The 23,435-nt window shown below is 65.8% G+C and carries 20 protein-coding genes; 9 read left to right on the top strand and 11 right to left on the bottom strand.

The window, feature by feature from the left end:
• Nucleotides 1-8: 8 nt before the first annotated feature.
• From OCK02_RS07500 to OCK02_RS07475, 6 genes are all read right to left on the bottom strand, one after another.
• Nucleotides 9-962, bottom strand: coding sequence for a nucleoside hydrolase (locus OCK02_RS07500; RefSeq protein WP_263812481.1), 954 nt, complete (start codon nucleotides 960-962; stop codon nucleotides 9-11).
• Between the two features lie 29 nt (nucleotides 963-991).
• Nucleotides 992-2,230: an NAD(P)/FAD-dependent oxidoreductase gene (locus tag OCK02_RS07495; RefSeq protein WP_263812480.1), complete on the bottom strand. Its 1,239-nt coding sequence runs from the start codon at nucleotides 2,228-2,230 to the stop codon at nucleotides 992-994.
• Between the two features lie 149 nt (nucleotides 2,231-2,379).
• Nucleotides 2,380-3,243: a metal ABC transporter permease gene (locus tag OCK02_RS07490; protein ID WP_318530119.1), complete on the bottom strand. Its 864-nt coding sequence runs from the start codon at nucleotides 3,241-3,243 to the stop codon at nucleotides 2,380-2,382.
• On the bottom strand, nucleotides 3,240-4,070 hold the full coding sequence (locus OCK02_RS07485) for a metal ABC transporter permease (RefSeq protein ID WP_318530124.1): 831 nt from the start codon (nucleotides 4,068-4,070) through the stop codon (nucleotides 3,240-3,242). Before OCK02_RS07485 ends, OCK02_RS07490 begins: the two co-directional genes overlap by 4 nt.
• Nucleotides 4,071-4,102: 32 nt before the next feature.
• Nucleotides 4,103-4,990: a manganese/iron ABC transporter ATP-binding protein gene (locus OCK02_RS07480; protein ID WP_318530120.1), complete on the bottom strand. Its 888-nt coding sequence runs from the start codon at nucleotides 4,988-4,990 to the stop codon at nucleotides 4,103-4,105.
• Nucleotides 4,987-5,883: a metal ABC transporter substrate-binding protein gene (locus tag OCK02_RS07475; protein WP_263812478.1), complete on the bottom strand. Its 897-nt coding sequence runs from the start codon at nucleotides 5,881-5,883 to the stop codon at nucleotides 4,987-4,989. The genes OCK02_RS07480 and OCK02_RS07475 overlap by 4 nt, the downstream gene beginning before the upstream one ends.
• A gap of 267 nt (nucleotides 5,884-6,150) precedes the next feature.
• Between OCK02_RS07475 and OCK02_RS07470 the strand changes: the two genes are divergently transcribed.
• Nucleotides 6,151-6,840, top strand: coding sequence for a hypothetical protein (locus OCK02_RS07470; protein WP_263812477.1), 690 nt, complete (start codon nucleotides 6,151-6,153; stop codon nucleotides 6,838-6,840).
• A gap of 256 nt (nucleotides 6,841-7,096) precedes the next feature.
• On the opposite strand, the gene lysS is transcribed toward OCK02_RS07470, so the two are convergent.
• From lysS to OCK02_RS07450, 4 genes are all read right to left on the bottom strand, one after another.
• Nucleotides 7,097-8,593: a lysine--tRNA ligase gene (gene lysS, locus OCK02_RS07465; protein WP_263812476.1), complete on the bottom strand. Its 1,497-nt coding sequence runs from the start codon at nucleotides 8,591-8,593 to the stop codon at nucleotides 7,097-7,099.
• A 176-nt stretch (nucleotides 8,594-8,769) separates the two neighbouring features.
• Nucleotides 8,770-10,236 (bottom strand): glutamate--tRNA ligase, encoded by a 1,467-nt coding sequence (gltX, locus tag OCK02_RS07460; protein WP_263812475.1) that lies wholly within the window; start codon nucleotides 10,234-10,236, stop codon nucleotides 8,770-8,772.
• Nucleotides 10,237-10,647: 411 nt separating this feature from the next.
• Entirely contained in the window at nucleotides 10,648-11,406 is a 759-nt protein-coding gene (locus tag OCK02_RS07455) for a TerC family protein (protein WP_263812474.1), read from the bottom strand.
• 178 nt (nucleotides 11,407-11,584) lie between these two features.
• Nucleotides 11,585-12,256, bottom strand: a complete 672-nt coding sequence (locus OCK02_RS07450) for a TetR/AcrR family transcriptional regulator (protein WP_263812473.1) — start codon at nucleotides 12,254-12,256, stop codon at nucleotides 11,585-11,587.
• 158 nt (nucleotides 12,257-12,414) lie between these two features.
• Between OCK02_RS07450 and OCK02_RS07445 the strand changes: the two genes are divergently transcribed.
• The 8 genes from OCK02_RS07445 (at nucleotide 12,415) to OCK02_RS07410 (ending at nucleotide 22,205) form a co-directional block, all read left to right on the top strand.
• Nucleotides 12,415-13,644, top strand: coding sequence for an HlyD family secretion protein (locus tag OCK02_RS07445; RefSeq protein ID WP_263812472.1), 1,230 nt, complete (start codon nucleotides 12,415-12,417; stop codon nucleotides 13,642-13,644).
• Nucleotides 13,645-13,891: 247 nt separating this feature from the next.
• Nucleotides 13,892-15,487 (top strand): DHA2 family efflux MFS transporter permease subunit, encoded by a 1,596-nt coding sequence (locus OCK02_RS07440; RefSeq protein ID WP_263812471.1) that lies wholly within the window; start codon nucleotides 13,892-13,894, stop codon nucleotides 15,485-15,487.
• Between the two features lie 121 nt (nucleotides 15,488-15,608).
• The gene (locus OCK02_RS07435; protein ID WP_263812470.1) at nucleotides 15,609-16,730 is read left to right on the top strand and encodes a metallophosphoesterase; all 1,122 of its coding nucleotides are present in this window, start codon (nucleotides 15,609-15,611) and stop codon (nucleotides 16,728-16,730) included.
• 98 nt (nucleotides 16,731-16,828) lie between these two features.
• Nucleotides 16,829-17,893: a LacI family DNA-binding transcriptional regulator gene (locus tag OCK02_RS07430; RefSeq protein WP_263812469.1), complete on the top strand. Its 1,065-nt coding sequence runs from the start codon at nucleotides 16,829-16,831 to the stop codon at nucleotides 17,891-17,893.
• A gap of 12 nt (nucleotides 17,894-17,905) precedes the next feature.
• Nucleotides 17,906-19,369 carry a xylulokinase gene (xylB, locus tag OCK02_RS07425; protein ID WP_263812468.1) on the top strand — a complete coding sequence of 488 codons (1,464 nt, stop codon included), beginning with the start codon at nucleotides 17,906-17,908 and terminating at the stop codon, nucleotides 19,367-19,369.
• Between the two features lie 234 nt (nucleotides 19,370-19,603).
• On the top strand, nucleotides 19,604-20,914 hold the full coding sequence (gene xylA / locus OCK02_RS07420; protein ID WP_263812467.1) for a xylose isomerase: 1,311 nt from the start codon (nucleotides 19,604-19,606) through the stop codon (nucleotides 20,912-20,914).
• 126 nt (nucleotides 20,915-21,040) lie between these two features.
• Nucleotides 21,041-21,292: a GlsB/YeaQ/YmgE family stress response membrane protein gene (locus OCK02_RS07415; RefSeq protein ID WP_263812466.1), complete on the top strand. Its 252-nt coding sequence runs from the start codon at nucleotides 21,041-21,043 to the stop codon at nucleotides 21,290-21,292.
• A gap of 238 nt (nucleotides 21,293-21,530) precedes the next feature.
• Complete coding sequence (locus tag OCK02_RS07410; RefSeq protein WP_263812465.1) at nucleotides 21,531-22,205, top strand: class I SAM-dependent methyltransferase; 675 nt, start codon at nucleotides 21,531-21,533, stop codon at nucleotides 22,203-22,205.
• Nucleotides 22,206-22,258: 53 nt separating this feature from the next.
• Here the strand turns inward: OCK02_RS07410 and OCK02_RS07405 are convergent, their stop codons facing one another.
• On the bottom strand, nucleotides 22,259-23,278 hold the full coding sequence (locus tag OCK02_RS07405) for a LacI family DNA-binding transcriptional regulator (protein WP_263812464.1): 1,020 nt from the start codon (nucleotides 23,276-23,278) through the stop codon (nucleotides 22,259-22,261).
• Between the last annotated feature and the right edge of the window lie 157 nt (nucleotides 23,279-23,435).

The raw sequence follows: 23,435 nt of genomic DNA, 5'->3' as shown, positions 1-23,435 counted from the left end.
GGCCAGCGTCAGGCTGCGCGCGACAGCGTCTCGGCAAGCAGGCGCAGGGTGGCCTCGGCGTCGATGCCGGTGCAGGCCTGCTGGCTCGGCAGTTCGTCCCAGTTGCCGGGCGGGAAGGCCCGGCCGTCGGGCTTCTGGATCGTCTGGCCGTCGGCGATGCCGCCTGCGACGACGCGGATCGCGCCGCTGCGGGTGGTGAAGAGGTGCGGGGCGACGAGATAGATGCAGGCGCAGCTGTCGTGCACGACCATGCCGTCCTTCACGTGCCGGCCGTAGAAGTCGATGTAGAGCTGGGAGATGTCGGAGAGCAGCTTCGGCCGCGCGCCGCCCTTGGCGACGATCTCGTTCAGCAGCGTGCGCGTCATCACCGTCTTCATCGTCACGTCGAGGCCGACGACGACCACCTTCCACGGCGCCGTCATCACGACGTCGGCGGCCTCCGGGTCACCGTGGATGTTGGCTTCGGCCGCCGGCGTGATGTTGCCGGGAACGTCGAAGGCGCCGCCCATGACGATCACCTGCTTGACGAGTGCTGCGATCTGCGGGTCTTCCTTCAGCGCAAAGGCGAGGTTCGACATGCGGCCGACGGCGATCAACGTCACCTCGCCGGGATTCTCCCGCACGGTCTCGATGATGAAGCGATGGGCGGGGCGCGGATCGACGGGAAGGTCGATCGTCTCCGGCACATCGATATTGCCGAGGCCGTCATGGCCGTGGATCATCACCGGCCAGTCGACCGGATTGCGCATCGGGTCGAACGCCTTGCCGTCGCCCCTGGCGACGGGTGCCGTGATATTCCATTCGCGCTTCAGAAACAGCGCGTTGCGCGTCGTCGTCTCGACGGAGGCGTTGCCGAAGACGGTGGTGATGCCGATCAGGTCGATCTCGGGATGCTGGTGCAGAAACAGCAGCGCCATGGCGTCGTCGATGCCGGGATCGGTGTCGAATATGACCTTGTGCATGAAGGCGGATCTTTCGGTTCTGGGGCCGGCTACTGGAAGCGGCGGATCGAGAAGGCGTCGAGTTCCGGATCCGCCCCACCGGCTAGAAGATCGGCAACGTGGCGGCCGGTGGTGGCTGCGAGCGTCAGGCCGAGATGGCCGTGGCCGAAGGCAAAGGCGATGCGCGGATCGCCCGGATGAAGGCCGATGACGGGGACGGAGTCCGGCGTCGAGGGGCGGCGGCCCATCCATTCCGTGCCGCCCTCGTCGGGCAGGTCGGGCACATAGCGGCGCATCTTCTTGCGCATGGCGCTCGCGCGGGCGTAGTTGGCCGCCGTCTCCGGCCGCGCCAGCTCGACGGCACCGCCGACGCGCAGCATGTTCTCAAAGGGGGTGGCGACGAAGCCGTGTTCGGAGAAGAACACCGGCATTTCCAGCGTGACCGATGGATTGACGAAGGTGGTGTTGTAGCCGCGCTCCGTCTCGAGCTGGACGTGGAGGCCGAGATGCTCGACGAGCGGTTTCGACCAGACGCCGGCGGAGACGACGACCTTGTCGAACAGGTGGGTGTTCTGCGCCTCGGTGCGGACCGAAATGCCTTCATTGCTCCAGGCGAGCGAGGCGGCGGCGGCATCGATGAACGACGCGCGCTCCCGGATCGCCGCCTGCAGGCGGCGCAGGAAGGTCAGGGGATATTCGAAGGTCTGGTAGCCGGCATTGTAGATGGCGCCGGCGAACGCGCCGGCGAGCGCCGGCACCCGGCGGCGCGTCTCGGCGGCATCGAGTTTCTCCACCTCGAAGCCGCCGAGGATGCGGGCGTTTTCCACCTCATGGGCGAAGGCCTTGTCGCGCGCGGCTTCGGTGTCGAAGATTGCAAGCGCGCCCGTCTGGCGGAGATGGCCGGTGATCGCGATCATCCGTGCCATGGCGGCGTGGTCGGCCGCGGCCGTTTTCATCAGGAATGTCAGCGCTTGGCGGGAACGCTCCACCTGCGCCAGCCGGGAGGCGGCGAGAAGGCGCAAGAGCCAGGGCAGAAGCGCGGGTACGTCGCCCCAGCGAAGCGCCAGCGGGCCCAGCGGATCGAGCAGCCAGCGGGGTGCGGACAGCAACATGCCGGGCCGGGCGATCGGGTCGATCTCGGGAATGGCCAGGATGCCGGCATTGCCCACCGAGGCCGGCAGGCCGCCGGCATCGCGCTCGACGAGGGTCACCTGGTGGCCGCGGTCGAGAAGGTGAAGTGCCGTGGCGCAGCCGATGATGCCGCCGCCGACGATGCCGATATGTGCCATGCCTGTCCTGCTTTTGGTCCGCCGAAAGGCGCACCGCGGCGCCCTTTCCTGATCGGGCCGGACGATAGACGGAAAAGAAAAGCCTGTCGACCGCACGCGGCGGCAGTCTCAATTTCCGGTTGGGGCGGCCTCTGCCGGCCCGCGTGCGCCTATCGAGGCAGGGTCGGGCCGTCCGCCCGCTGCGCGCTTGCGCGGACGCGAACGGCCTGCCACAGGAAGGCGCAGACGAACAGGATCGTCATGAGGACGACGATGGTGGGGGCGGGGGCGCTGTCGAGGAAGAAGCTCAGGTAGATACCCGCGAGCGAGGCACCGACGGCGACGAGGACGGCTACCGCGAGCATCGAGCCGAACCGTCGCGTGACGAGTGCCGCGATTGCGCCCGGCGCCACCAGCAGCGCCACCGACAGGATGATGCCGACCGCCTTCAGCGCGCCGACGACGACCAGCGAGAGAACGGCGAGGAGGCCATAATGCAGCAGGCGGACGGGCAGGCCGATCGCGGCGGCGTGCTGGCGGTCGAAGGCCTGCACCAGCAGGTCCTTGCGGAAGAGCAGGATGAAGACGGTGCAGGCCAGCGCGATCAGCCCGGTCTCGACCAGATCGGCGGTGGCGATGCCCAGCATGTCGCCGAACAGGATGTGGTCGAGGTGGACGTCGGATTCGACCGCCACATAGAGCACGATACCGAGGCCGAACATGCCGGAGAAGACGATGCCGAGCACCGTGTCCTCCTTCACGCGGCTGTTGTTGCGGATGTAGCCCGCCGCCAGCGCACAGAAGAGGCCGGCTGCGAAGGCGCCTATGGCAAAGGGCAGGCCGACGACATAGGCGATGACGACGCCGGGCAGCACCGCATGCGAGACCGCGTCACCCATCAGCGACCAGCCCTTGAGTACGAGATAGCAGGACAGGAGCGCCATCGGCACGGCGATCATCAGGGTCACCGCAAAGGCATATTGCATGAAGCCGAGGCGGAAGGGCAGCAGCGCCAGTTCGAGCGTTTCGCTCATGCCGCGCCTCCCTTCTGCTCCAGCGCCAGCCGGCCCTTGCGGCGGATCGCGATCAGCCCGTGCTTCGGGGCGAAGACGAAGGCCGTGAGGAAGATCAGCGTCTGCAGGACGACGATGATGCCGCCGGTGGCGCCGTCGAGGAAATAGGAGGCATAGGCGCCGACGAGGCTGGTGCCGGCACCAAGCATAGCGGCGATGACGATCAGCCGCTGGAAGCGGTCGGTCAGGAGATAGGCCGTGGCGCCGGGGGTGACGACCATGGCGACGACGAGGAAGGCGCCGACCGTCTGCATCGCTGCGACCGTCGAGGCCGACAGCAGCGTGAAGAACAGCAGCTTCAGCGCCAGCGGTTTCAGGCCGATCGAGCGGGCATGGTTCTCGTCGAAGAAGGTCACCATCAGATCCTTCCACTTCAGGAGCAGGACCAGCAGGGTCACGCCGCCGATGATGGCGAGCTGCAGCGTATCGGAAGGCGTGATCGCCAGGATGTTGCCGAGCACGATCGTCTGGATGTTCACCGAGGTCGGCGACAGCGACACCATGAACAGGCCGACGCCGAAGAAGGAGGTGAAGATCATGCCGATGATCGCGTCCTCCTTCAGCCGCGTGCGGTGGTTGAGGAAGAGCATGGCACCTGCGGCAAGCCCGCCGGAGAGGAAGGCGCCGGCGGAAAACGGCAGGCCCAGCATGTAGGCGCCGGCGACGCCGGGCACGATCGAATGCGAGAGCGCGTCGCCGATCAGCGACCAGCCTTTCAGCATCAGATAGGCGGAGAGGAAGCCGCAGACGCAGCCGACCAGCGCGCTGACCCACATGGCGTTGACCATGTAGCCGTAGCCGAAGGGTTCGAGGAGCGCGCTCACTTTGCAGCCTTCTCCGTCTCGGCCGTGTCCTTCTTCTTCTCGCCGTAGATGACGAAGGGCCGCTCGTCGTCGGAGATGACCTTGACCTGACGGGGATCCTCGTCGTCGTGCAGGTCCTGCCCGGAGAGGATGAAATGGCGCAGCACGCCACCGAAGGCGCGCTCCAGGTTTGCCTCATTGAACGTCTCGGCGGTCGGCCCGGAGGCGATCACGGTGCCCTTGACGAAGACGGTACGGTCGCAGAAATCCGGCACGCTGCCGAGATTGTGGGTGGAGACGAGCATAACCCGACCCTCGTCGCGCAGCGTGCGCAGGAGCTCGACGATCTGCTCCTCGGTGGTGACGTCGACGCCGGTGAAGGGTTCGTCCAGCAGGATGACCCGGCCCTCCTGGGCCAGCGCGCGCGCCAGGAAGACACGCTTGCGCTGGCCGCCGGAAAGCTCGCCGATCTGGCGCTTGCGGAAGTCGCTCATGTTCACCCGGGCCAGCGCTTCCGACACCATCTCGTGATCGCGCCTTGTGGGAATGCGCAGCCAGTTCATGTGGCCGTAGCGGCCCATCATCACCACGTCTTCGACGAGGACGGGAAAGGTCCAGTCGACCTCTTCGGCCTGCGGCACATAGGCGACGAGGTTCTTCTTCAGCGCCTGGCGCACCGTCATGCCCAGGATCGTCACGGTGCCGCCGGCCAGCGGTACGAAGCCCATGATCGCCTTGAAGAGGGTGGACTTGCCGCTGCCGTTGACGCCGACCAGCGCCGTGATCGTGCCGCGGGGCACGGAAAAGCTGGCATGCTTCAGGGCGGTGACGCCCGTCCGGTAGGTGACCGTGACGTCGTCGGCGACGATGCCGTCCACGGGCCTGCTGCGTCCGCCCATGATCATTGCGACAGGCCCTTCACGATGGTCTCGGAGGTCACGCGCAGGAGATCGAGATAGGTCGGTACGGGGCCGCCCTCTTCGCTGAGGCTGTCGACGTAGAGGACGCCGCCATAGGCCGCGCCCGTCTCGGCCGCGACCTGCCGGGCGGGCTTGTCGGAGACGGTGCTCTCGGAGAACACGACGTGGATGTCGTGCTCGCGCACGGCATCGATCACCGCCTTCACCTGCTTCGGCGTGCCCTGCTGGTCGGCGTTGATCGGCCAGAGGAAGAGCTCCTTCAGCCCGAAATCGCGGGTGAGGTAACTGAACGCGCCTTCGCTGGTGACGAGCCAACGCTTGTCTTCCGGCAGCCTGTCGAGCTCGGCCCTGATCTCGGCCGACAGCGCCCTGATCTTTTCGCCATAGGCCTTCGCGTTGGCCGCGTAGACGGCGGCGTTGTCCGGATCGACCGAGGCCAGCGCCTTCCTGATGTTCTCGACGTAGATCAGCGCGTTTTCCGGCGACATCCAGGCGTGCGGATTGGGCTTGCCGGTGTAGGGGCCTTCGTTGATCCCCATCGGCTGGACGCCGTCGCTGACGACCGCGCTCGGCACGTCGTTGAGATTGGCGAGGAACTTCTCGAACCAGAGTTCGAGGTTGAGGCCGTTCCACAGAACCAGCGACGCATCCTGCGCCTTGAGGATGTCGCGCGGGGTCGGCTGGTAGTTGTGGATCTCGGCGCCCGGCTTGGTGATCGATTCCACGATTGCCGCGTCGCCCGCCACGTTGCGGGCCATGTCGGCGATGACGGTGAAGGTCGTGACGACCTTGGGCTTTTCCTGCGCCGCTGCGATCGGCGCCCCGCCCAGGATCAAAGCTGTTGCGAGGAGGGCGGACCGGGCCAGATCGATGAGCATCAAAATTTCCTAAGCGCTTTTGCAAATGAGTTGCAATCAAATATAGGCGACGCACGCCGCATGTCAATGCAATTGCAAATCATTCGCAATAACCCTCTTTATCGCGGAGGAGATGGCGACCGCCTGTTAACCATCGCAAGCGGGAAATGGCTTGCGGATGCCCGTAGCGCCGGCCCTTAAGGTTTCAGAAACATCCCGGGAAATACCGTAAATTCGATCCCGCGCCTCCCTGGGGCAACCTTTTCATTTCAAAACCGGTGCGTCCCGTTGAAGCTTCTCCCGTCGAAATTATGGCTGCCGAGGAAGGTGCTGATCCTGCTTTCGGGTGTGTTCGTGCTCACCGGCGCCTCGGGAGCGGTGGCCGTCTTCGTCGGCCGCGATGCCATCCTCGGCCCGCCGGCGGAACGGATCTCGGGGGTCGCCTGCACCACGGTCATGACCGTGCGGCAGAGCCGCGACGGCCAGGACTGGCTGCGCCACTACATCCGTGCCGATGCCGAGGACGGCGACATGCGCATCAAGACGGCCCTGCGGGTAGCCGGCGCGCTGTCCAACCGCGAACACGCCGATCTCTACCAGGTCGTCCTGCTCGACGAGGCGGGGCCGGACGTGCGGGCGGGCATGCGCGGCCGGGCGATCGGCGCGGAGGTCCTGTTCTCGCGCGATCCCGGCAAGATCGCCGGCCTGACGGCGCCGTTCCAGGCACGCTACGTGGAAGGTCCGGCTGCGGAGAACGGCGAGTTCTACGGCAAACGCAAGACGCTGAAGCTGGACGAGATCAAGGGGATCGTCACCGCAATGGCCGACCGGACGGACTGTCTGGACCCGGATGCCACCGGCGGGGCCGCGACCGCAGCCATTGCCGATGACCGGACCGGCGAAGACCATGCGGACGCATCCGGCAACGGCGAGGCAATCGCCGCGCCGCAGGAACACGCAGCCGTCTCGGCGCACTGACGTGGGCTTCCGGCGCTGCGCCGGACGAGCTCCCCCGTTCCTTCATCAAATGACAGCGATCAGCCGCATTCGGCAAGCCAGGGACACCGAACCGTCGGGCTGCCTCTCGTGCGCCTGCCGGCACCTTCTCCCGCTGACGGGGAGGGGGAAGATATGCCGCACCGCTTGCCCGATCTTCGACTTTCTGTAAGCCCAGTCCCGTCGCCCGCACGCCGGGTCAGGGAGAGGGGTATGCAGGCGATGGACGCCAGCTGGCTCAGTCCGCCTTAGCCCGCCGCGCCGGAAACAGGATGACGTCGCGGATCGAGGGCGCGTTGGTCAGGAGCATGATCAGGCGATCGACGCCGATGCCGAGGCCGCCGGCGGGCGGCATGCCCTGGTCGATCGCGTCGAGGAACTCGTCGTCCAACTGCTTGGCCTTCTCGCCGCGGGCATGCGCCTGCTCAAGCTGCTCGACCATGCGGGCGCGCTGTTCGACCGGGTCGTTCAGCTCGGAGAAGGCGTTACCGAGTTCCCAGGTGTTGCAATAGGTCTCGAAGCGCTCGACCAGACGCGGCTCGCCGGGGACTTCCTTGGCAAACGGCGAGATGTCCTTCGGGAAATGGGTCACATGCGACGGCTGGATCAGCGTCGGTTCGACCTTTTCTTCAAAGATGAAGGCCAGGCATTCGCCCCAGGTCCAGTCCTTCTCGACCTCGAAGCCGGCAGCCTTGGAAGCGGCGCGAGCCTCCTCGTCGGTCCTGATCGCGAGGAAGTCGATGCCGGTCGCTTCCTTGACGGCATCGGGCATCGGCACGCGCTTGAACGGCCCCTTGAAGGAGATTTCCTTGTCGCCATAGGCGAACTCGGTCGAGCCGTGGATCTTGATGGCCAGTTCGGCGAACATGCGTTCGACGAGGTCCATGATGTCCTTGTAGTCCGCATAGGCCCAGTAGCACTCCATCATCGTGAATTCGGGATTGTGCCGCGTGGAGACGCCTTCGTTGCGGAAGTTGCGGTTGATCTCGAAGACCTTGTCGGTCAGCCCCGAAACCAGCGTGCGCTTCAAAAACAGTTCCGGCGCGATGCGCAGGAACATGTCGAGCTTGAGCGTGTTGTGGTGCGTCTTGAAGGGCTCGGCCGTGGCGCCGCCATAGACCGAATGCAGCATCGGCGTCTCGACTTCCATGAAGCCGTCATTCTCCATGAAGCGACGGATGCCGGAAACGATCTTCGAGCGCTGCTGGAAGCGGAGCTTCGATTCCTCGTTGGTCATGATGTCGAGGTGGCGCTTGCGATAGCGGATCTCGACGTCGGCGACGCCGTGCCACTTTTCGGGCATGGGCAGCAACGACTTGGTCAGCATGGTGATTTCGTGCGCATTGATCGTCAGCTCGCCACGCTTGGTGCGGCGGACGAGGCCGGTGACGCCGATGATGTCGCCGATGTCGATCATCGGCAGCAGGCCGCGGGCCTCTTCCGGCGTCGTGTCCTTGTGGGAGAAGATCTGGATCTTGCCCGAGGCGTCATGGATGTCCATGAACATGCCGGAATTGCGCGAGGAATAGACGCGGCCGGCAACCGTCACGACGTCGCCGCTCTCGGTGTCGGGCTCCAGGCCCGCGTATTTCTCCGCCAGTTCCGCATTGGTCAGCGTGCGGTGAAAATGCGCCGGATAGACGTCGCCGATCTGCTCGCGCAGAAGGTCGAGCTTCTGGCGGCGCACCTCGGTGGCGTCGGAGGAGAGGGCGGTTTCGGTCTTGGTGTCGATCATCGTGTGTCGCCTTTTGGGGCTGGTTGTTCTGTTTGCCGGTGCGGCTGGCTCGGCCTGTTCCTTCCCCTTGGGGGGAGGGTCGGAGCGAAGCGACGGGGAGGGGTTTTCTTGCTCAACCCAGAAAGGCCCCTCCCCAACCCTCCCCACACGGGGGAGGGAGCGCGTCGCGAATTTCCTTACTTCCCGCTTCCCGCCATCGAGGCCACCACCTTGGCGGCGACTTTCAGGCGCTGGCGGACGACGGAGCGGCCGAGGATGGCCATACTGTCGAACAGCGGCAGCGAGCGCGAGGAGCCGGAGACGGCGACGAAGAGCGGGGCGAGCACCACCTTCAGCTTCTTGTCCATGCGCTCGGCGATGGCCCGCAGTTCCGCCTCGATGCTCTCGACGTTCCATTCGAAGATCTTCTCCAGGTCCGGCTGGACCGTGTTGAGGATCTCCAGGATCTCTTCCGGCGAGGACTTCACCTTGGCGAAGGCGGCGGGCTCGAGGCCGAGGTCGGACTTCAGCAGGAAGCCCGCAAGGTCGGGCAGTTCGCCGAGCTTGGTGATGCGCGACTGCGAAAGCCTCAGGCCTTCCTTCAGCCGATCGTTCTCCATCGCCCAGGCGAGCACGCGGGCGGCGAATTCCTCTTCCGAGAACTTCTCGCGCAGCCAGCGGCCGTTCAGCCAGTCGAGCTTCTGGATGTCGAAGATGGCGCCGGATTTCGACAGGTTCTCCGGGTCGAATTTCGCCGCCAGTTCCTCCATCGTCATCAGTTCCTCGCCCTCGGCGATCTGCATGAAGAACAGGCCGAGGAAGTTCATCAGCGCTTCCGGCACGTAGCCGAGCGCCGAATAGTAGGAGATCGAGGTCGGGTTCTTGCGCTTCGACAGCTTGGACTTGTCGGCATTGCGCATCAGCGACAGGTGCATGAAGACCGGCTGGTCCCAGCCGAAGTAGCGGTAGAGCAGGATGTGCTTCGGCACCGATGCCAGCCACTCCTCGCCGCGGGCGACGTGGGTGATCTTCATCAGGTGGTCGTCGATGACGTTGGCCATGTGATAGGTGGGCATGCCGTCGCCCTTGATGAGCACCTGCATGTCGACCGAATCCCACGGGATCGAGACGTCGCCATAGACACCGTCGGTGAAGTCGCAGGAACCCTCGGCCGGGATCTTCATGCGGATGACCGAGCTTTCGCCGGCCATCTTCGACGTGACTTCTTCCGCCTTCAGATGCAGGCACAGGCCGTCATATTTCGGCGGCTTGCCGCTAGCGCGCTGGGCCTCGCGCATCTGCTCCAGCCGCTCGGGCGTACAGAAGCAGCGGAAGGCGTGGCCCTTGTCGAGCAGTTCCTGCGCGTAGGGCTGGTACATGTCCTTGCGGTCGGACTGGCGGTAGGGGCCGTAGGGGCCGCCGATGTCGGGGCCTTCCGACCATTCCAGCCCGCACCATTTCAGCGCGTCCAGCACCTTCGTCTCGAACTCCGGGGTCGAACGGGTCGCGTCCGTATCCTCGATGCGCAGGATGAAGGTGCCGTTGTGCTTCCTGGCAAAAAGATAGTTGAACAGCGCGATATAGGCGGTGCCGACATGCGGCTCGCCGGTGGGGGAGGGGGCGATGCGGACGCGTACGGGGGCGTTCGTGTCGGAAGTGCTCATTTTTCTCAAGGCCCGGTCGAACTGCGGTGAAGCCGTCCGCTGGAGGATTTCCGCGTGATCGGCTCATGCATTTAAGGGAGGGAACGCCCGATCTGTCGCCGAAAAAGGCGGCGGATCCGGAGCTTTCCGTTTGGGCCCGGGTGAGACCACATTCGATCCGGCGCGTCAAGGCCCGGCGATTTGCGGGCAGGTCCGGAACCATATCGCTCCGGCATCATTATCCGCATGGGAGGCGCGGCCGTGCCAACCGGACATGGCGGAGATGGAGAACGCAGGGATTTTTCCGGTTTCTTCCTGCGGCCAACGAAACGGCAGTCGAGCTCCTTGACCCGCCCGGCCCGCGCGCCCTCTTCCCAGAAAACTCAAGGCCGGCGAGTGTTCACTCGCCGGCCCTTTTTCTTGCCGCATGTCTCAATGCAGTTTCTGGCTGCTCGCCTTCTTCCTCAGCCGCGCGTTGCGCGACAGCATGTTCAGGACCTCGACCAGCGCCGAGAAGGCCATGGCGGCGTAGACGTAGCCCTTGGGAACGTGGAAGCCCATGCCTTCGGCGATCAGCGTGGTGCCGATCATCAGCAGGAAGGCCAGCGCCAGCATGACGATGGTCGGGTTCTTCTCGATGAAGTTGGCAAGCGGGGTTGCGGCCAGCAGCATCACGGTGACGGCGACGACGACGGCCACGACCATGATCGGCAGATGCGGCGTCATGCCGACGGCGGTGATGATGCTGTCCACCGAGAAGACGAGATCGAGCAGCAGGATCTGGCCGATGGCGGCGCCGAAGGAGGCATTGGCCGTCGAGGCGATGAAATCCTGGTTGTGGTCGTCGGGATCGACGTTGTGGTGGATCTCCTTGGTCGCTTTCCAGACGAGGAAGAGACCGCCGGCGATCAGGATCATGTCCTTCCAGGAAAATCCGTGACCGAAGAGTTCGAACACCGGCGTCGTGAGCTTGACGATCCAGGCGATCGTGCCGAGCAGGGCGAGGCGCATGACGAGCGCAAGACCGATGCCGATGCGCCGTGCGGATTCGCGCTGGTCGGGGGGAAGCTTGTTGGTGAGGATGGAAATGAAGATCAGGTTGTCGATGCCGAGAACCACCTCCATAACGATCAGCGTTATCAGTGCGATCCACGCTTCTGGGCTCTGCATCAGGGCCAGGATGCTTTCCATCCGATGTCTTCCTCTCCGGGTTCAGGTTTCGGTGAGGCAGGTATGTATGGTGACTGCGGGAAGTTGCAAGACGCGACCGCGCATGTGGGCGCGATCGCGCCTGCAGCGGAGCGTGAATCCGTGCCGTGCGGGCACAATAGGGATCACATGCGCGTGATCCGGGCGATGGCAGCCGCCGTCAGGACTGCGGCGCGGCGTAGGCGGCGAGGAAGACCCTGATGCCGCTTGCGACGATGCGCTCGATCTCGGCATCGGGCGGCGGGGACGGCATGGTGCCGAACAGGCGATGCTTGAAGATGCCTACGGTCGCAAGTTCGAGGAACTGGCGGGCGCCGAGCTCGGTATCGTCGATGGCGAGCCGCCCGCGGGTGACCTGCCGGTCGAGGTAGTCCCTCAGAACGGAAACCGGGTTCATCGGGCTGGCAGAGAGGAAGCCGCAGGCGAGCGTCGGCATGCGCTGGTTGACGGCGAGCACCATGCGCATGGCCTTGATGGTGTATTCGGCCGATATGTGACGGGCGAACAGCACGCCGAAATCGTGCAGGGCTTCTGCGACCGTGAGGTCGGGGTTCAGCGCGTGGCGGGCGGATTCGGTGATGCGGAGGCGCTCGCGCTGGATGAGTTCGCCGAACAGGTCTTCCTTGTTCTGGAAGTAGACGTAGATCGTCCCCTTCGACACCCCGGCAGCCCGGGTGATGTCGTTCATGCTGGCGGCGTCGAAGCCCTGCTCCATGAACACGCGCTTGGCGCCGTCGAGGATCTGCTCGCGCTTGACCGGATCCTCGCCTGCGGCGCGCCGCCCGCCTTGCGGTGTCGCGCTGTCCTCGCGGGAGTCTTTTGTCAGCTCCATCGCCATCGTGTTCCGCAAAACCTCCTGCCTGATCCATTTTTCGAACCGCGCGGTTCGATTTGCTCTTGATATGGATCAGTTTTGGGACTATGTCAAATCGAACTGAACGGTTCAGTTCAATGTATTTCACGATCTCCTGACATATTCCGGGTAAGCAGATGTCCGTCCCAAAGAGCACGAGCAAGGCCAAGGTCCGCCCCGTCGACGACGACTTCCTCGCGGAGACCGCGGAGGCGCAGCCGGCGGCAGAAGCCCCGCAGGCACCGCAGCCCGCCGCGCCGGCGACTGGTGAGCAGGCTCCCCCCGTTCCTGCCGCCCCGGCTGCGAAGTCCGGCGGCAAGCGCCGCCTGCTGCCCATCCTCATCCTGGCCGCGCTCGCCGGCGGCGCCTGGTACGGCTACGACTGGTGGACGACCGGCCGCTTCATGGTCTCTACCGACGACGCCTATGTCGAGGGCGATATCGCAACGATCTCCCCCAAGGTCACCGGCTATGTCGCCAAGGTCGACGTCGTCGCCAACCAGCAGGTCAAGGCCGGCGACGTGCTGGTGACGCTGGACGACGGCGACTATCGCAATGCGCTCGACCAGGCCAATGCCCAGATCGAGACCGCCCGGCTCTCGCTGCACCGCATCGACGCGCAGATCGACGGCGCGCGGGCCTCGCTCGCCCAGGCGCAGGCGCAGAAGTCGGCGCTCGAGGCGGCCGTGCGCGGGGCCGAGATCAACCAGACGCGCGCCAGCGACCTGCAGTCGAAGGCCGTCGGCACCACCGCCGACCTCGATACCGCCAATGTCGCGCTCGACCAGGCGCGTGCGAACCTTGCCGGCGGCGAGGCGACCATCGTGTCGGCAACGGCCAACGTCACCTTGCTGGAAGCGCAGCGCAAGGAGACCGAGGGCTCGATCCGCACACTCGAACTGCAGCGCGACAAGGCTGCGCGCGACCTGAGCTTCACGGTGCTGAAGGCGCCCTATGACGGCGTCGTCGGCAACCGGTCCGTCCAGGTCGGCGACCTCGTTTCGCCCGGCCAGAGGCTGATGGCGCTGGTTCCGTCCCGCGAACTCTATATCGACGCGAACTTCAAGGAGACGCAGATCCGCCATCTCGTGCCCGGCTCGAAGGTGACCGTCTACGTCGACGCCTATGACGACGATCCGATCACGGGGACGGTTCAGTCGATCGCGCCGGCTTCCGGCTCGGTCTTCTCGCTGCTGCCGCCCGAAAACGCGACCGGCAATTTCACCAAGATCATCCAGCGCGTGCCCGTTCGCATCGCGCTGCCGCAAGAGGCGCTCGACAGCGGTCGCCTGCGGGCCGGCCTCAGCGTGGTCGTCGATGTCGATACCCGCACGGCTCCAGAGGCAGGCACCGTTGCGGGAAAGTGAGTGTTGCGCGCCCATGACGGGCGCGCAGCATTTCATGGCCTTCTCATGGCCTTCGCCGTCACGCATCCGCATCCGGGTGCCTGAGGGGGCAGGCCGATAAGCCTTCTTTCCGATGCCTGGCGCCTTGCCGCGCCGGCATGAACCGAAGCTGCCCGTTCCCGTCGATAGCGGCCGGCAGCTGGACCCAATGACGGCGCGATGCCCCTCCGGTTCCAATCCGGCGGGATGTGCGCCACCGGAGCCGAGCATGTCCGCCACCACTGCCATACCGGGCAAGGGCATAGCACCCGCAGCGCCTGCGACCGAGACCATGGATCCGAAGCGACTGATCGCCTTCCTGGCCATGGTGCTGGGCATGTTCATGGCGATCCTCGACATTCAGGTCGTCTCCGCCTCGCTGTCGGAAATCCAGGCGGGCCTGAGTGCCGGCACCGACGAGATCGCCTGGGTGCAGACCGCCTACCTCATCGCCGAAGTGATCATGATCCCGCTGTCGGGCACGCTCGCCCGGATCGTCTCCACGCGCTATCTCTTCACCATTTCCGCTGCCGGCTTCACGCTCGCCAGCGTGCTTTGCGCGACGGCGACCAATATCGAGCAGATGATCGTCTACCGCGCGCTCCAGGGCTTCATCGGCGGCGGCATGATCCCCTCGGTCTTCGCGGCCGCTTTCACAATCTTCCCGCCGTCCAAGCGCAGCGTCGTCAATCCGCTGATCGGCCTGATCGCGACGCTGGCGCCGACCATCGGCCCCACGGTCGGCGGCTATCTGAGCCACGCGTTCTCCTGGCACTGGCTGTTTTTGATCAATCTGGTGCCCGGCGTCATCGTCACCATCGTCGCCTGGAACTTCATCGATTTCGACAAGCCCGAATGGTCGCTGATCAAGAAGTTCGACTGGTGGGGCCTCGCTTCCATGGCCGTCTTCCTCGGCGCGCTGGAGTACGTGCTGGAAGAGGGCAACGCCAACGACTGGTTCAACGACGACCACATCGTCATCGGGGCGGTCGCATCGGCGACGGGCGCGCTGGTGTTCTTCTGGCGTGCCTTCAACGTCGAATTCCCGGTGGTGGATCTCAAGGCCTTCGCCGATCGGAACTTCGCCTTCGGCTCGATGTTCTCGTTCATCATGGGCATCGGCCTCTATGGCCTGACCTATATCTACCCGGTCTATCTCGGGCACATCCGCGGCTATGATTCCCTGATGATCGGCCAGACGATGTTCGTCTCGGGCCTGGCGATGTTCTTTACCGCGCCCGTGGCGGGCATCCTGTCGAACAAGCTCGATCCGCGGGTGATGATGTCGATCGGCTTCATCTCCTTCGGCGCCGGCACCTACATCATGACGGGCATCACCGCCGACTGGGATTTCTACGAGCTGTTCATTCCGCAGATCCTGCGCGGCTTCGGGCTGATGATGTGCATGGTGCCGATCAACAACGTCGCCCTCGGCACGCTGCCGCCGGCCCGCATCCGCAATGCATCCGGCCTCTACAACCTGACCCGCAACCTCGGCGGGGCGGTGGGGCTCGCCATCATCAATACGGTGCTGACGACGCGGCAGGACGTGCACTACATGCAGTTGCGCGAGCATGTCGACTGGGGCAGCCCGCAGGCCGTCGAGCAGCTGAACAACATGGCGGCCAATTTCACCGCGCACGGGCTGGACGGGGCGACCGCGGCCATCAGGCAGATGGTCAACCTCGTGGAACGGCAGGCGATGGTCATGGCCTTCAGCGACGTGTTCATGCTGCTGACGGCACTGTTCGCCGGCATGCTCCTGTGCGTGACGATGATCCGCAAGCCCCAGCCCCGCACCGGCGGGGGCGGCGGCGGGCACTGACGCCTTGTCCTCACGCTTGATCCCGATGCCTGGTCCAGGCGCCGGGCCCGCCCGCGGGGGCTGTACGGCGTCACCGGTTCCGCTCTAGGATGCCGATCTTCGGCATCAACCCGGTGGCAGCATGGCATTTCTCTCGCGGCGTATCCTTCTTACAGGCGCGGCCTGTGCCGCCACGGCAGGCGCTCTGTCGGGCCGTCCGGCGCGTGCGCAGAACCCGTGGCCGAAGACCGACGTGACCTTCGTCTTCGCCGCCGACATCCATGCGTGCCTGGTGACCGCCGACGGGCTCAGCCCGAACTGCGAGGCGGAGGGCAAGACGGACGCCAACCTCGTGCGCCATGTGCGGGCGATCAACGAGATCGCGAAAAGGGACTGGCCGCGCATGATCGACGGCGTGGCGACGGGGCTCAAGAGCGCCGGCACCCCGATCGGCCCACCGGCCGGGGTCGTCATCGGCGGCGACATGACCGACGACGGCGGCGGACAGCTGAAGGTTCCGGGGGAGGGCTGGCAGCTGCAGCAGTTCGCCAACCGCTACCGCCAGGGTACAGGGCTCGACCAGTTGCATTTTCCCGTCTATGCCGGGCTCGGCAACCACGACCTCGACCAGGACGGAGCGCCGCCGCACGTCAATTTCTATCGCCGCGAACTGCGCGACTATGTCGAGCTCAATCACCGCACGTCGGTGTTCTACAAGCCGCCGGTGCCGGTGACCAACTTTGACGTGCCGTCCGACAGCTATTCCTGGGACTGGGGCGGGCTGCATCTCGTCCAGTTGCAGCGCTTCGGCGGCGATCGTTCCAAGGGCGCCGTCAGCGGCCTCGACTGGCTGAAGCAGGATCTTGCCAGCTATGCCGGCGACGGTCGCCCGGTGGTACTGTTCCAGCACTATGGCTGGGATCCGTTCTCGCTGGAGCGCTGGGATCCGGCCGCCCGGACGTTCGACGACCATGGCGCGGGGGCGGCACACTGGTGGTCGGAGGAGGACCGGCAGGCGCTGCTGGACACGATCAGGGACACCAACGTCATCGGCATCTTCCACGGTCACGAGCATCCGACGCCGATGATCTACCGGGCCGAGGGGCACGACCTGTTCAAGCCGGTCGCCTCCTACATGGGCGGCTTCGTGGTCGCGCGGGTCACTGACGACGCCCTCGACGTCGTGCTGGCGCGCGCCTATGGCGACCGCGGCGACGTGGTCTTCACCAACGCCTTCAGCAAGCCTCTCAGGCCTGCGCCCTAGCTGTCTTCAAGCGAATCGCAAAGGCATCCCAGAAGCCCCACGAAATTTCTGATTTACGTACATCAGAAATTTCGCTAATGGTCGCCGCGGAGGACATCATGCGACCGACCGTCCACGACATCGCTGCCAAGGCGGGCGTCAGCCTCGCGACCGTGGACCGGGTCCTGAACGGCCGTCCCGGCGTGCGCGCGGTGACCCGGGCGAGGGTCGAAGACGCGATCGAAAAGCTCGGCTACGTGCGAGACGTCGCGGCCGCCAATCTTGCCAAGGGACGGGTCTATCCGCTGGTCTTCATCATTCCGGAAGGCGAAAACCCGTTCATGCGCGGGCTGGAGGCGGAGGTGAAACTGGCCGCCACCCGTTCGTCCTTCGAGCGGACCCGTATCGCCGCGGTCCACGTTCCCCCCTTCGACGCGCCGGCGCTGGTGCAGGCGATCGATGCGGCGGTCGCCGAGGGCGTGGCCGGCATCGCCGCCGTCGCCGTCGATGCGCCGGAGGTGGCAGAGGCGATCGGGCGGGCGCGGGCGGCCGGCGTCGCTTTCGTCACGCTCGTTTCCGATCTCGCCGCGTCCGTCCGCGACCATTTCTGCGGCGTCGACAACGTGGCTGCGGGCCGTACGGCGGGCAGCCTGATGGCGCGGTTCCTCGGCGCCCGCCCGGGCGCAATCGCGGTGCTGGCCGGCTCGATGCTGGTGCGGGACCACCGGGAGCGCCTGGAGGGCTTTGCCGCGGTCATGGCCGAGGCCTTCGGCGGGCGGCGGGTGCTGGACGTTCTGGAAGGCCAGGACGAGCCGGAGCGGGCGCGCGCGCTCGTCGGGGCGTGCCTTGCGGCCCATCCGGAACTTGCCGGGATCTACAGCCTCGGGGCGGGCAATGCGGGCCTGGTCGCAGCGCTGGAGGCTGCGGGACGGGGCGACGTCTGCGTCATCGCTCACGAGATCACGGAGCCGACGCGCCGGGGTCTCGAACACGGTATCATCGACGCCGTGCTGAACCAGGATGCCGGCCACGAGGTTCGCAGCGCCGTCCGCGTGCTGCGGGCAAAGGCCGACGGGCTGCCGGTGATCGCGGCCCAGGAGCGCATCCGCATCGACATCTTCATCAAGGAAAACCTGCCGCAGCCGCTCGACGAGACCGGGACGGCGCAGGCGGCAGAGGCATAGGAGGGCCAGCCCATGTATCTCGGAATCGACCTCGGCACGTCGGGCGTGAAGGCGATGCTGATCGACGACGGCCAGCAGATCATAGGCTCGGCGAACGGCGCGCTCACCGTGTCGCGGCCGCATCCGGGCTGGTCGGAGCAGGCGCCGGCCGACTGGATCAGCGCCACCGAAGACGCACTCGACGCGCTGAAGGCCGCCCATCCGGCGGCGCTCGCCGCCGTGCGCGGCATCGGGCTGTCGGGCCAGATGCACGGGGCGACGCTGCTCGACCGGCAGGACCGGGTGCTGCGCCCGTGCATCCTCTGGAACGACACGCGCAGCCATGCGGAGGCGGCAGCGCTGGATGCCGATCCGCGCTTCCGGGCGATCACCGGCAACATCGTCTTCCCCGGCTTCACCGCGCCCAAGCTCGCCTGGGTGAAGAACAACGAGCCGGACGTCTTTGCGCAGGTGCGCTGGGTACTCTTGCCCAAGGACTATCTGCGCCTGTGGCTGACCGGCGAGCATATGTCGGAAATGTCGGATTCGGCGGGAACGTCCTGGCTGGACACGGGCGCGCGCCGCTGGTCAACAGACCTTCTGGCGGCGACCGAACTGGAGGAGCGGCAGATGCCGAACCTCGTGGAAGGCACCGACAGTGCGGGCACGCTGCGTCCCGAACTCGCGGCGCGCTGGGGGCTCGGCGCGGGCGTCGTGGTTGCCGGCGGGGCAGGGGACAATGCGGCTTCCGCCTGCGGCATGGGTACGGTCAAGGACGGAGCGGCCTTCGTCTCGCTCGGCACCTCGGGCGTGCTTTTTGCCGCCAATGGCAGCTACCTGCCGTACCCGGCAAGCGCCGTGCATGCCTTCTGCCATGCGCTGCCGGACACCTGGCACCAGATGGGCGTGATCCTGTCGGCGACGGACGCGCTCAACTGGCATTCGCGTATCACCGGCGCCTCGGCCGCCGACCTCACCGCCGAGCTCGGCGAGACGCTGAAGGCGCCCACCGGCGTCACCTTCCTGCCCTATCTCTCCGGCGAGCGCACGCCGCATAACGATGCCTCGATCCGTGGCGCGTTTGCCGGTCTCGGCCATGAGAGCGACCGCGTGGCGCTGACGCAGGCGGTGCTGGAGGGAGTGTCGTTTGCCATCCGCGACAGCCTCAAGGCGCTGCGCCTCGCCGGCACCAGCCTTTCGCGCGTCACGGCGATCGGCGGCGGCTCGCGCTCGCGCTACTGGCTGAGGTCGATCGCGACCGCGCTGTCGCTGCCGGTGGACGTACCGGCCGACGGCGACTTCGGCGCCGCCTTCGGGGCGGCCCGTCTGGGGCTGATCGCGGCAACGGGCAGCGACCCGGTGGCCGTCTGCCAGGCGCCCGCGACGGCCGAGACGATCGATCCGGACACCTCGCTCGCGTCTGTCTACGAGGAGGCCTACGGGCGCTACCGCCGGCTCTACCCGGCAATCCGCGATGCGGTGACTGACATGTCATAAACGCCCCCCTCTGCCCTGCCGGGCATCTCCCCCTCAAGGGGGGAGATCGGCAAGACGAAGGCTCACTGCTCTACCGCTGGTCGGGGCAGCGAACACGGGGCTTGTCGAGGATTGGGGGCAGCGCTCCACCCAATCTCCCCCCTTGAGGGGGAGATGCCGGCAGGCAGAGGGGGGTAACCGATCCGCGGCGCGTGTCGCGGGAAACGAATTTTAGAATCAAACAGGAGGAATCCCATGAGCACAGGCTTTTTCGGCGATATCGCCAAGATCAGATACGAGGGACCGCAGAGCACCAATCCGCTCGCCTTCCGTCACTATGACAAGGACGAGGTGGTGCTCGGCAAGCGGATGGAAGACCACCTGCGCTTTGCCGTCGCCTACTGGCACACCTTCGTCTGGCCGGGCGGCGACCCGTTCGGCGGGCAGACCTTCCAGCGGCCCTGGTTCGAGGACACGATGAAGGCGGCCAAACTGAAAGCGGATGTGGCCTTCGAACTGTTCGACCTGCTCGGCGTTCCGTTCTACTGCTTCCATGACGCCGATGTGCGCCCGGAAGGCCAGAACTTCGCGGAGAACACGAAGAACCTCAACGAGATCGTCGACCACTTCGAAAAGAAGCAGGCCGAGACCGGCGTCAAGCTTCTTTGGGGCACGGCCAACCTGTTCTCCAATCGCCGCTATATGGGCGGGGCCGCCACCAATCCGGATCCGGACGTCTTTGCCTTCGCTGCCGCGACCGTGAAGACCTGCATCGACGCCACCCAGCGGCTTGGCGGGCAGAACTACGTGCTCTGGGGCGGACGCGAAGGCTATGAGACGCTGCTGAACACCGATATCGGCCACGAGCTCGACCAGCTCGGCCGCTTCGTCAACCTCGTCGTCGAATACAAGCACAAGATAGGCTTCAAGGGCGCGATCCTGATCGAGCCGAAGCCGCAGGAGCCGACCAAGCACCAGTACGACTACGATGTCGCGACCGTTTACGGCTTCCTCAAGCGGTACGGTCTGGAAAACGAAGTGAAGCTCAACATCGAGCAGGGCCACGCCATCCTCGCCGGCCATTCCTTCGAGCATGAGCTGGCGCTCGCGAACGCGCTCGGCATCTTCGGCTCGATCGACATGAACCGCAACGACTACCAGTCCGGCTGGGATACCGACCAGTTCCCGAACAACGTGCCGGAAATGGCACTGGCCTACTACCAGGTTCTCGCCGGCGGCGGCTTCACCACTGGCGGCACCAATTTCGACGCCAAGCTGCGCCGCCAGTCGATCGATCCGGAAGACCTGCTGATCGGCCATATCGGCGGCATGGATTGCTGCGCCCGCGGCCTCAAGGCGGCGGCGAAGATGATCGAGGACAAGGCCTTGTCGAAACCGCTCGACGAGCGCTATGCGGGCTGGAACGGGGCGGAGGCGAAGAAGATGCTCTCCGGCGGCTATTCGCTGGAGGAGATTGCGGCCAGGGTGGAGCGGGACAATGTCATTCCCGAACCGAAATCCGGCCGCCAAGAATATCTGGAAAACGTCGTCAATCGCTACGTCTGAAGTGGTCGGGGCCCCGATGTGCGGGGCCCCGCCTTTGTCCCCTGCGGGACCTTTCCGCAGGTTGCCGGTTGAAGCGCGGGCGGTGCGCCCTAGTCTCATCCCGAGCGTGCAACCCAGGAGGATGGAATGGAAGACGCAGGTATCGGCTGGATCGCAGCCATCATCATCGGCGGGCTTGCCGGTTGGCTCGCCGAAAGGTTCATGAAGTCCGACATGGGCGTGTTCATGAACATCATACTGGGGATCGTCGGCGCGTTCGTCGCCAATCTCATTCTCAGCCTCGTCGGCGTAACGCTGGGCGGCTGGCTCGGATATCTGATCGCCGGCTTCATCGGCGCCTGCATCCTCATTGCCGCGGCAAGGGCGATGAAGCGATAGGGCATGCGCCGCTGCCGGGCGCTCGACGGTGCCCGGCATAGCGTGCGGGTTCCGTCGCGGTTTGAAGCTCTCTCCGAAGGCATCGCACATCGTCATCGGGGCGGCGGCGTCCATGTCTGGCCGCGGCAGGCACGTGGTGAACCGCGGGAGGATTGCTTCCGTGTGCCACACTCCCTATCTCTCGACGCCGATCCCCCCGCAACGACCGAGCGTCCGCCAAAGCGTCAGGAACCATCCCGTGTCGTCCTTTTCCGATCTCGAAGCGGTCTCCCGCTATGCCGAAGGCCCGGCCCGGCTCGTGCCCGGCTTCCACGCCCTGCAGCGCATGGCGGCGCTTTTGCTCGGCGAGCGCGTCCGGGAGGATGGCTGTCTCCTGGTCGTCGGCGCCGGCGGCGGCCTCGAGCTGAAGATCTTTGCCGAGTTGCAGCCGCTTTGGACCTTCGACGGCGTCGATCCGTCGGCCGAGATGCTGGATCTGGCGAAGCAGACGCTTGGCCCGCTGATGTCGCGCATCCGCCTGCACGAGGGCTATGTCGACACCGCACCCGAGGGACCGTTCGACGGCGCCACCTGCATTCTCGTCATGCATTTCGTGCCGCGCGAGGAACGCTTGCGGATGCTGGGCGAGATCTTCCGGCGCCTGCGGCCGGGCGCGCCGTTCGTCGTCGCCCACCACAGTTTCCCGCAGGCCGATCCGGAAAAGGCGCTCTGGCTCGAACGCTACGCGGCCTTCGCCGCCGCTTCCGGCGTTTCGACGGCCAATGCGCAGAATGCGGCCGAGGCCATCGGGGTTCGCCTGCCGGTGCTGTCGCCGGACGAGGACGAGGCCCTGCTGCGGGAGGCCGGTTTTGCCGACGTGCAGCTCTTCTACGCCGGGTTCACGTTCAGGGGATGGGTCGGCTACCGGCCATGACGGCGGGTGGGCGAGGCGGGGCAGAAACGATTGCCACGACAACCTCGCTCGCTCTAGCGCCTGGCCGGTGAGGTCACCGATCCGCGCACCACGAGATCGGGCATGATCAGCACCTCGCGGCTTTCGGACAGCGGCTCCGACAGGTTTTCCAGCAACAGCGCCATCGCCTGGCGGCCGATCGCCGAGCGGGGCTGGCGGATCGTCGTCAGCGCCGGGTTCAGGTAGGTCGCCTGGGGGACGTCGTCGAAGCCGATCACGGAGAAGTCCTGCGGCAGGTCGTAGCCGCGGGCGGACAGCCCGTTCATGACGCCGACGGCGGTCGCGTCGTTGACGCACATGAAGGCGGTCGGCAGCGTGTCGCGCATGAAGAGCTGTTCGACGGCGAGCCGGCCGCTTTCGATCGTGCCCTCGCCGTCGATGACCATGCGCTGCTCCGGCGCGATGCGGGCGGCGTCGAGGGCGAGATCATAGCCCCTGCGGCGCCTGAGGTGGCCGAGGCGGGTCTTGCTGTCACCGATGAAGGCAATGCGGCGGTGGCCGGCGGACAGCAGGTATTCGGCGGCCTTGCGGGCGCCAGCGGTGTCGTCGACGCCGACATAGGGGATGGTGCTGCCGAACACCGGTTCGAAGACGGCGACGGACGGCGGCAGGCGCTGGGTCATTTCCTGGTGGCCGAACGGCGCATGGCCGGTGAACAGCAGCAGGCCCGCCGCCTGGTTCGAATTCAGGAACTTCAGGTATTCGAGCCCGCGTTCCGGATCGTTCTGGGTGTGGCCGATGAGGACGCCGTAGCCGTGTGCGCGCGCCTCGTTCTCGAGCCCGATCAGGATGGAGGAGAAGTTCGGGTCGCCGATATCAGGCGCCAGCACCAAGATCATGTTCGACCGGCCCATGCGCAGGGATCGCGCCATGGCGTTGGTCGTGTAACCGGTGATCGCGATCGCCTGATTGACCCGCTGGCGCGTGGATTTGGCGACCTTCTCGGGATTGTGAATTGCCCTGCTGACGGTGGCGATCGACACTTCCGCCAGGCGGGCGACGTCCTCGATCGTGGCAGGGTTCTGGGTTGACACGTTGACCTGATGTCCTTGCGGGTGGATGGGCCCTGCACCCTAGAACCAAAGCGCCGCCATTTGAAAGCGGTTTGGGTGTGGAATTCCCACTGATGCACATGATGTAAACCTTTACATACGCCATGTAAAGGTTTACACAGTGATCCCAAGTGGTGGG

The organism is Rhizobium sp. TRM96647 (assembly GCF_025780115.1).
Classification (GTDB): domain Bacteria; phylum Pseudomonadota; class Alphaproteobacteria; order Rhizobiales; family Rhizobiaceae; genus Mycoplana.
The sequence above is the reverse complement of the archived record's forward strand: the minus strand, read 5'-3'. Positions and strand labels throughout refer to the sequence as shown.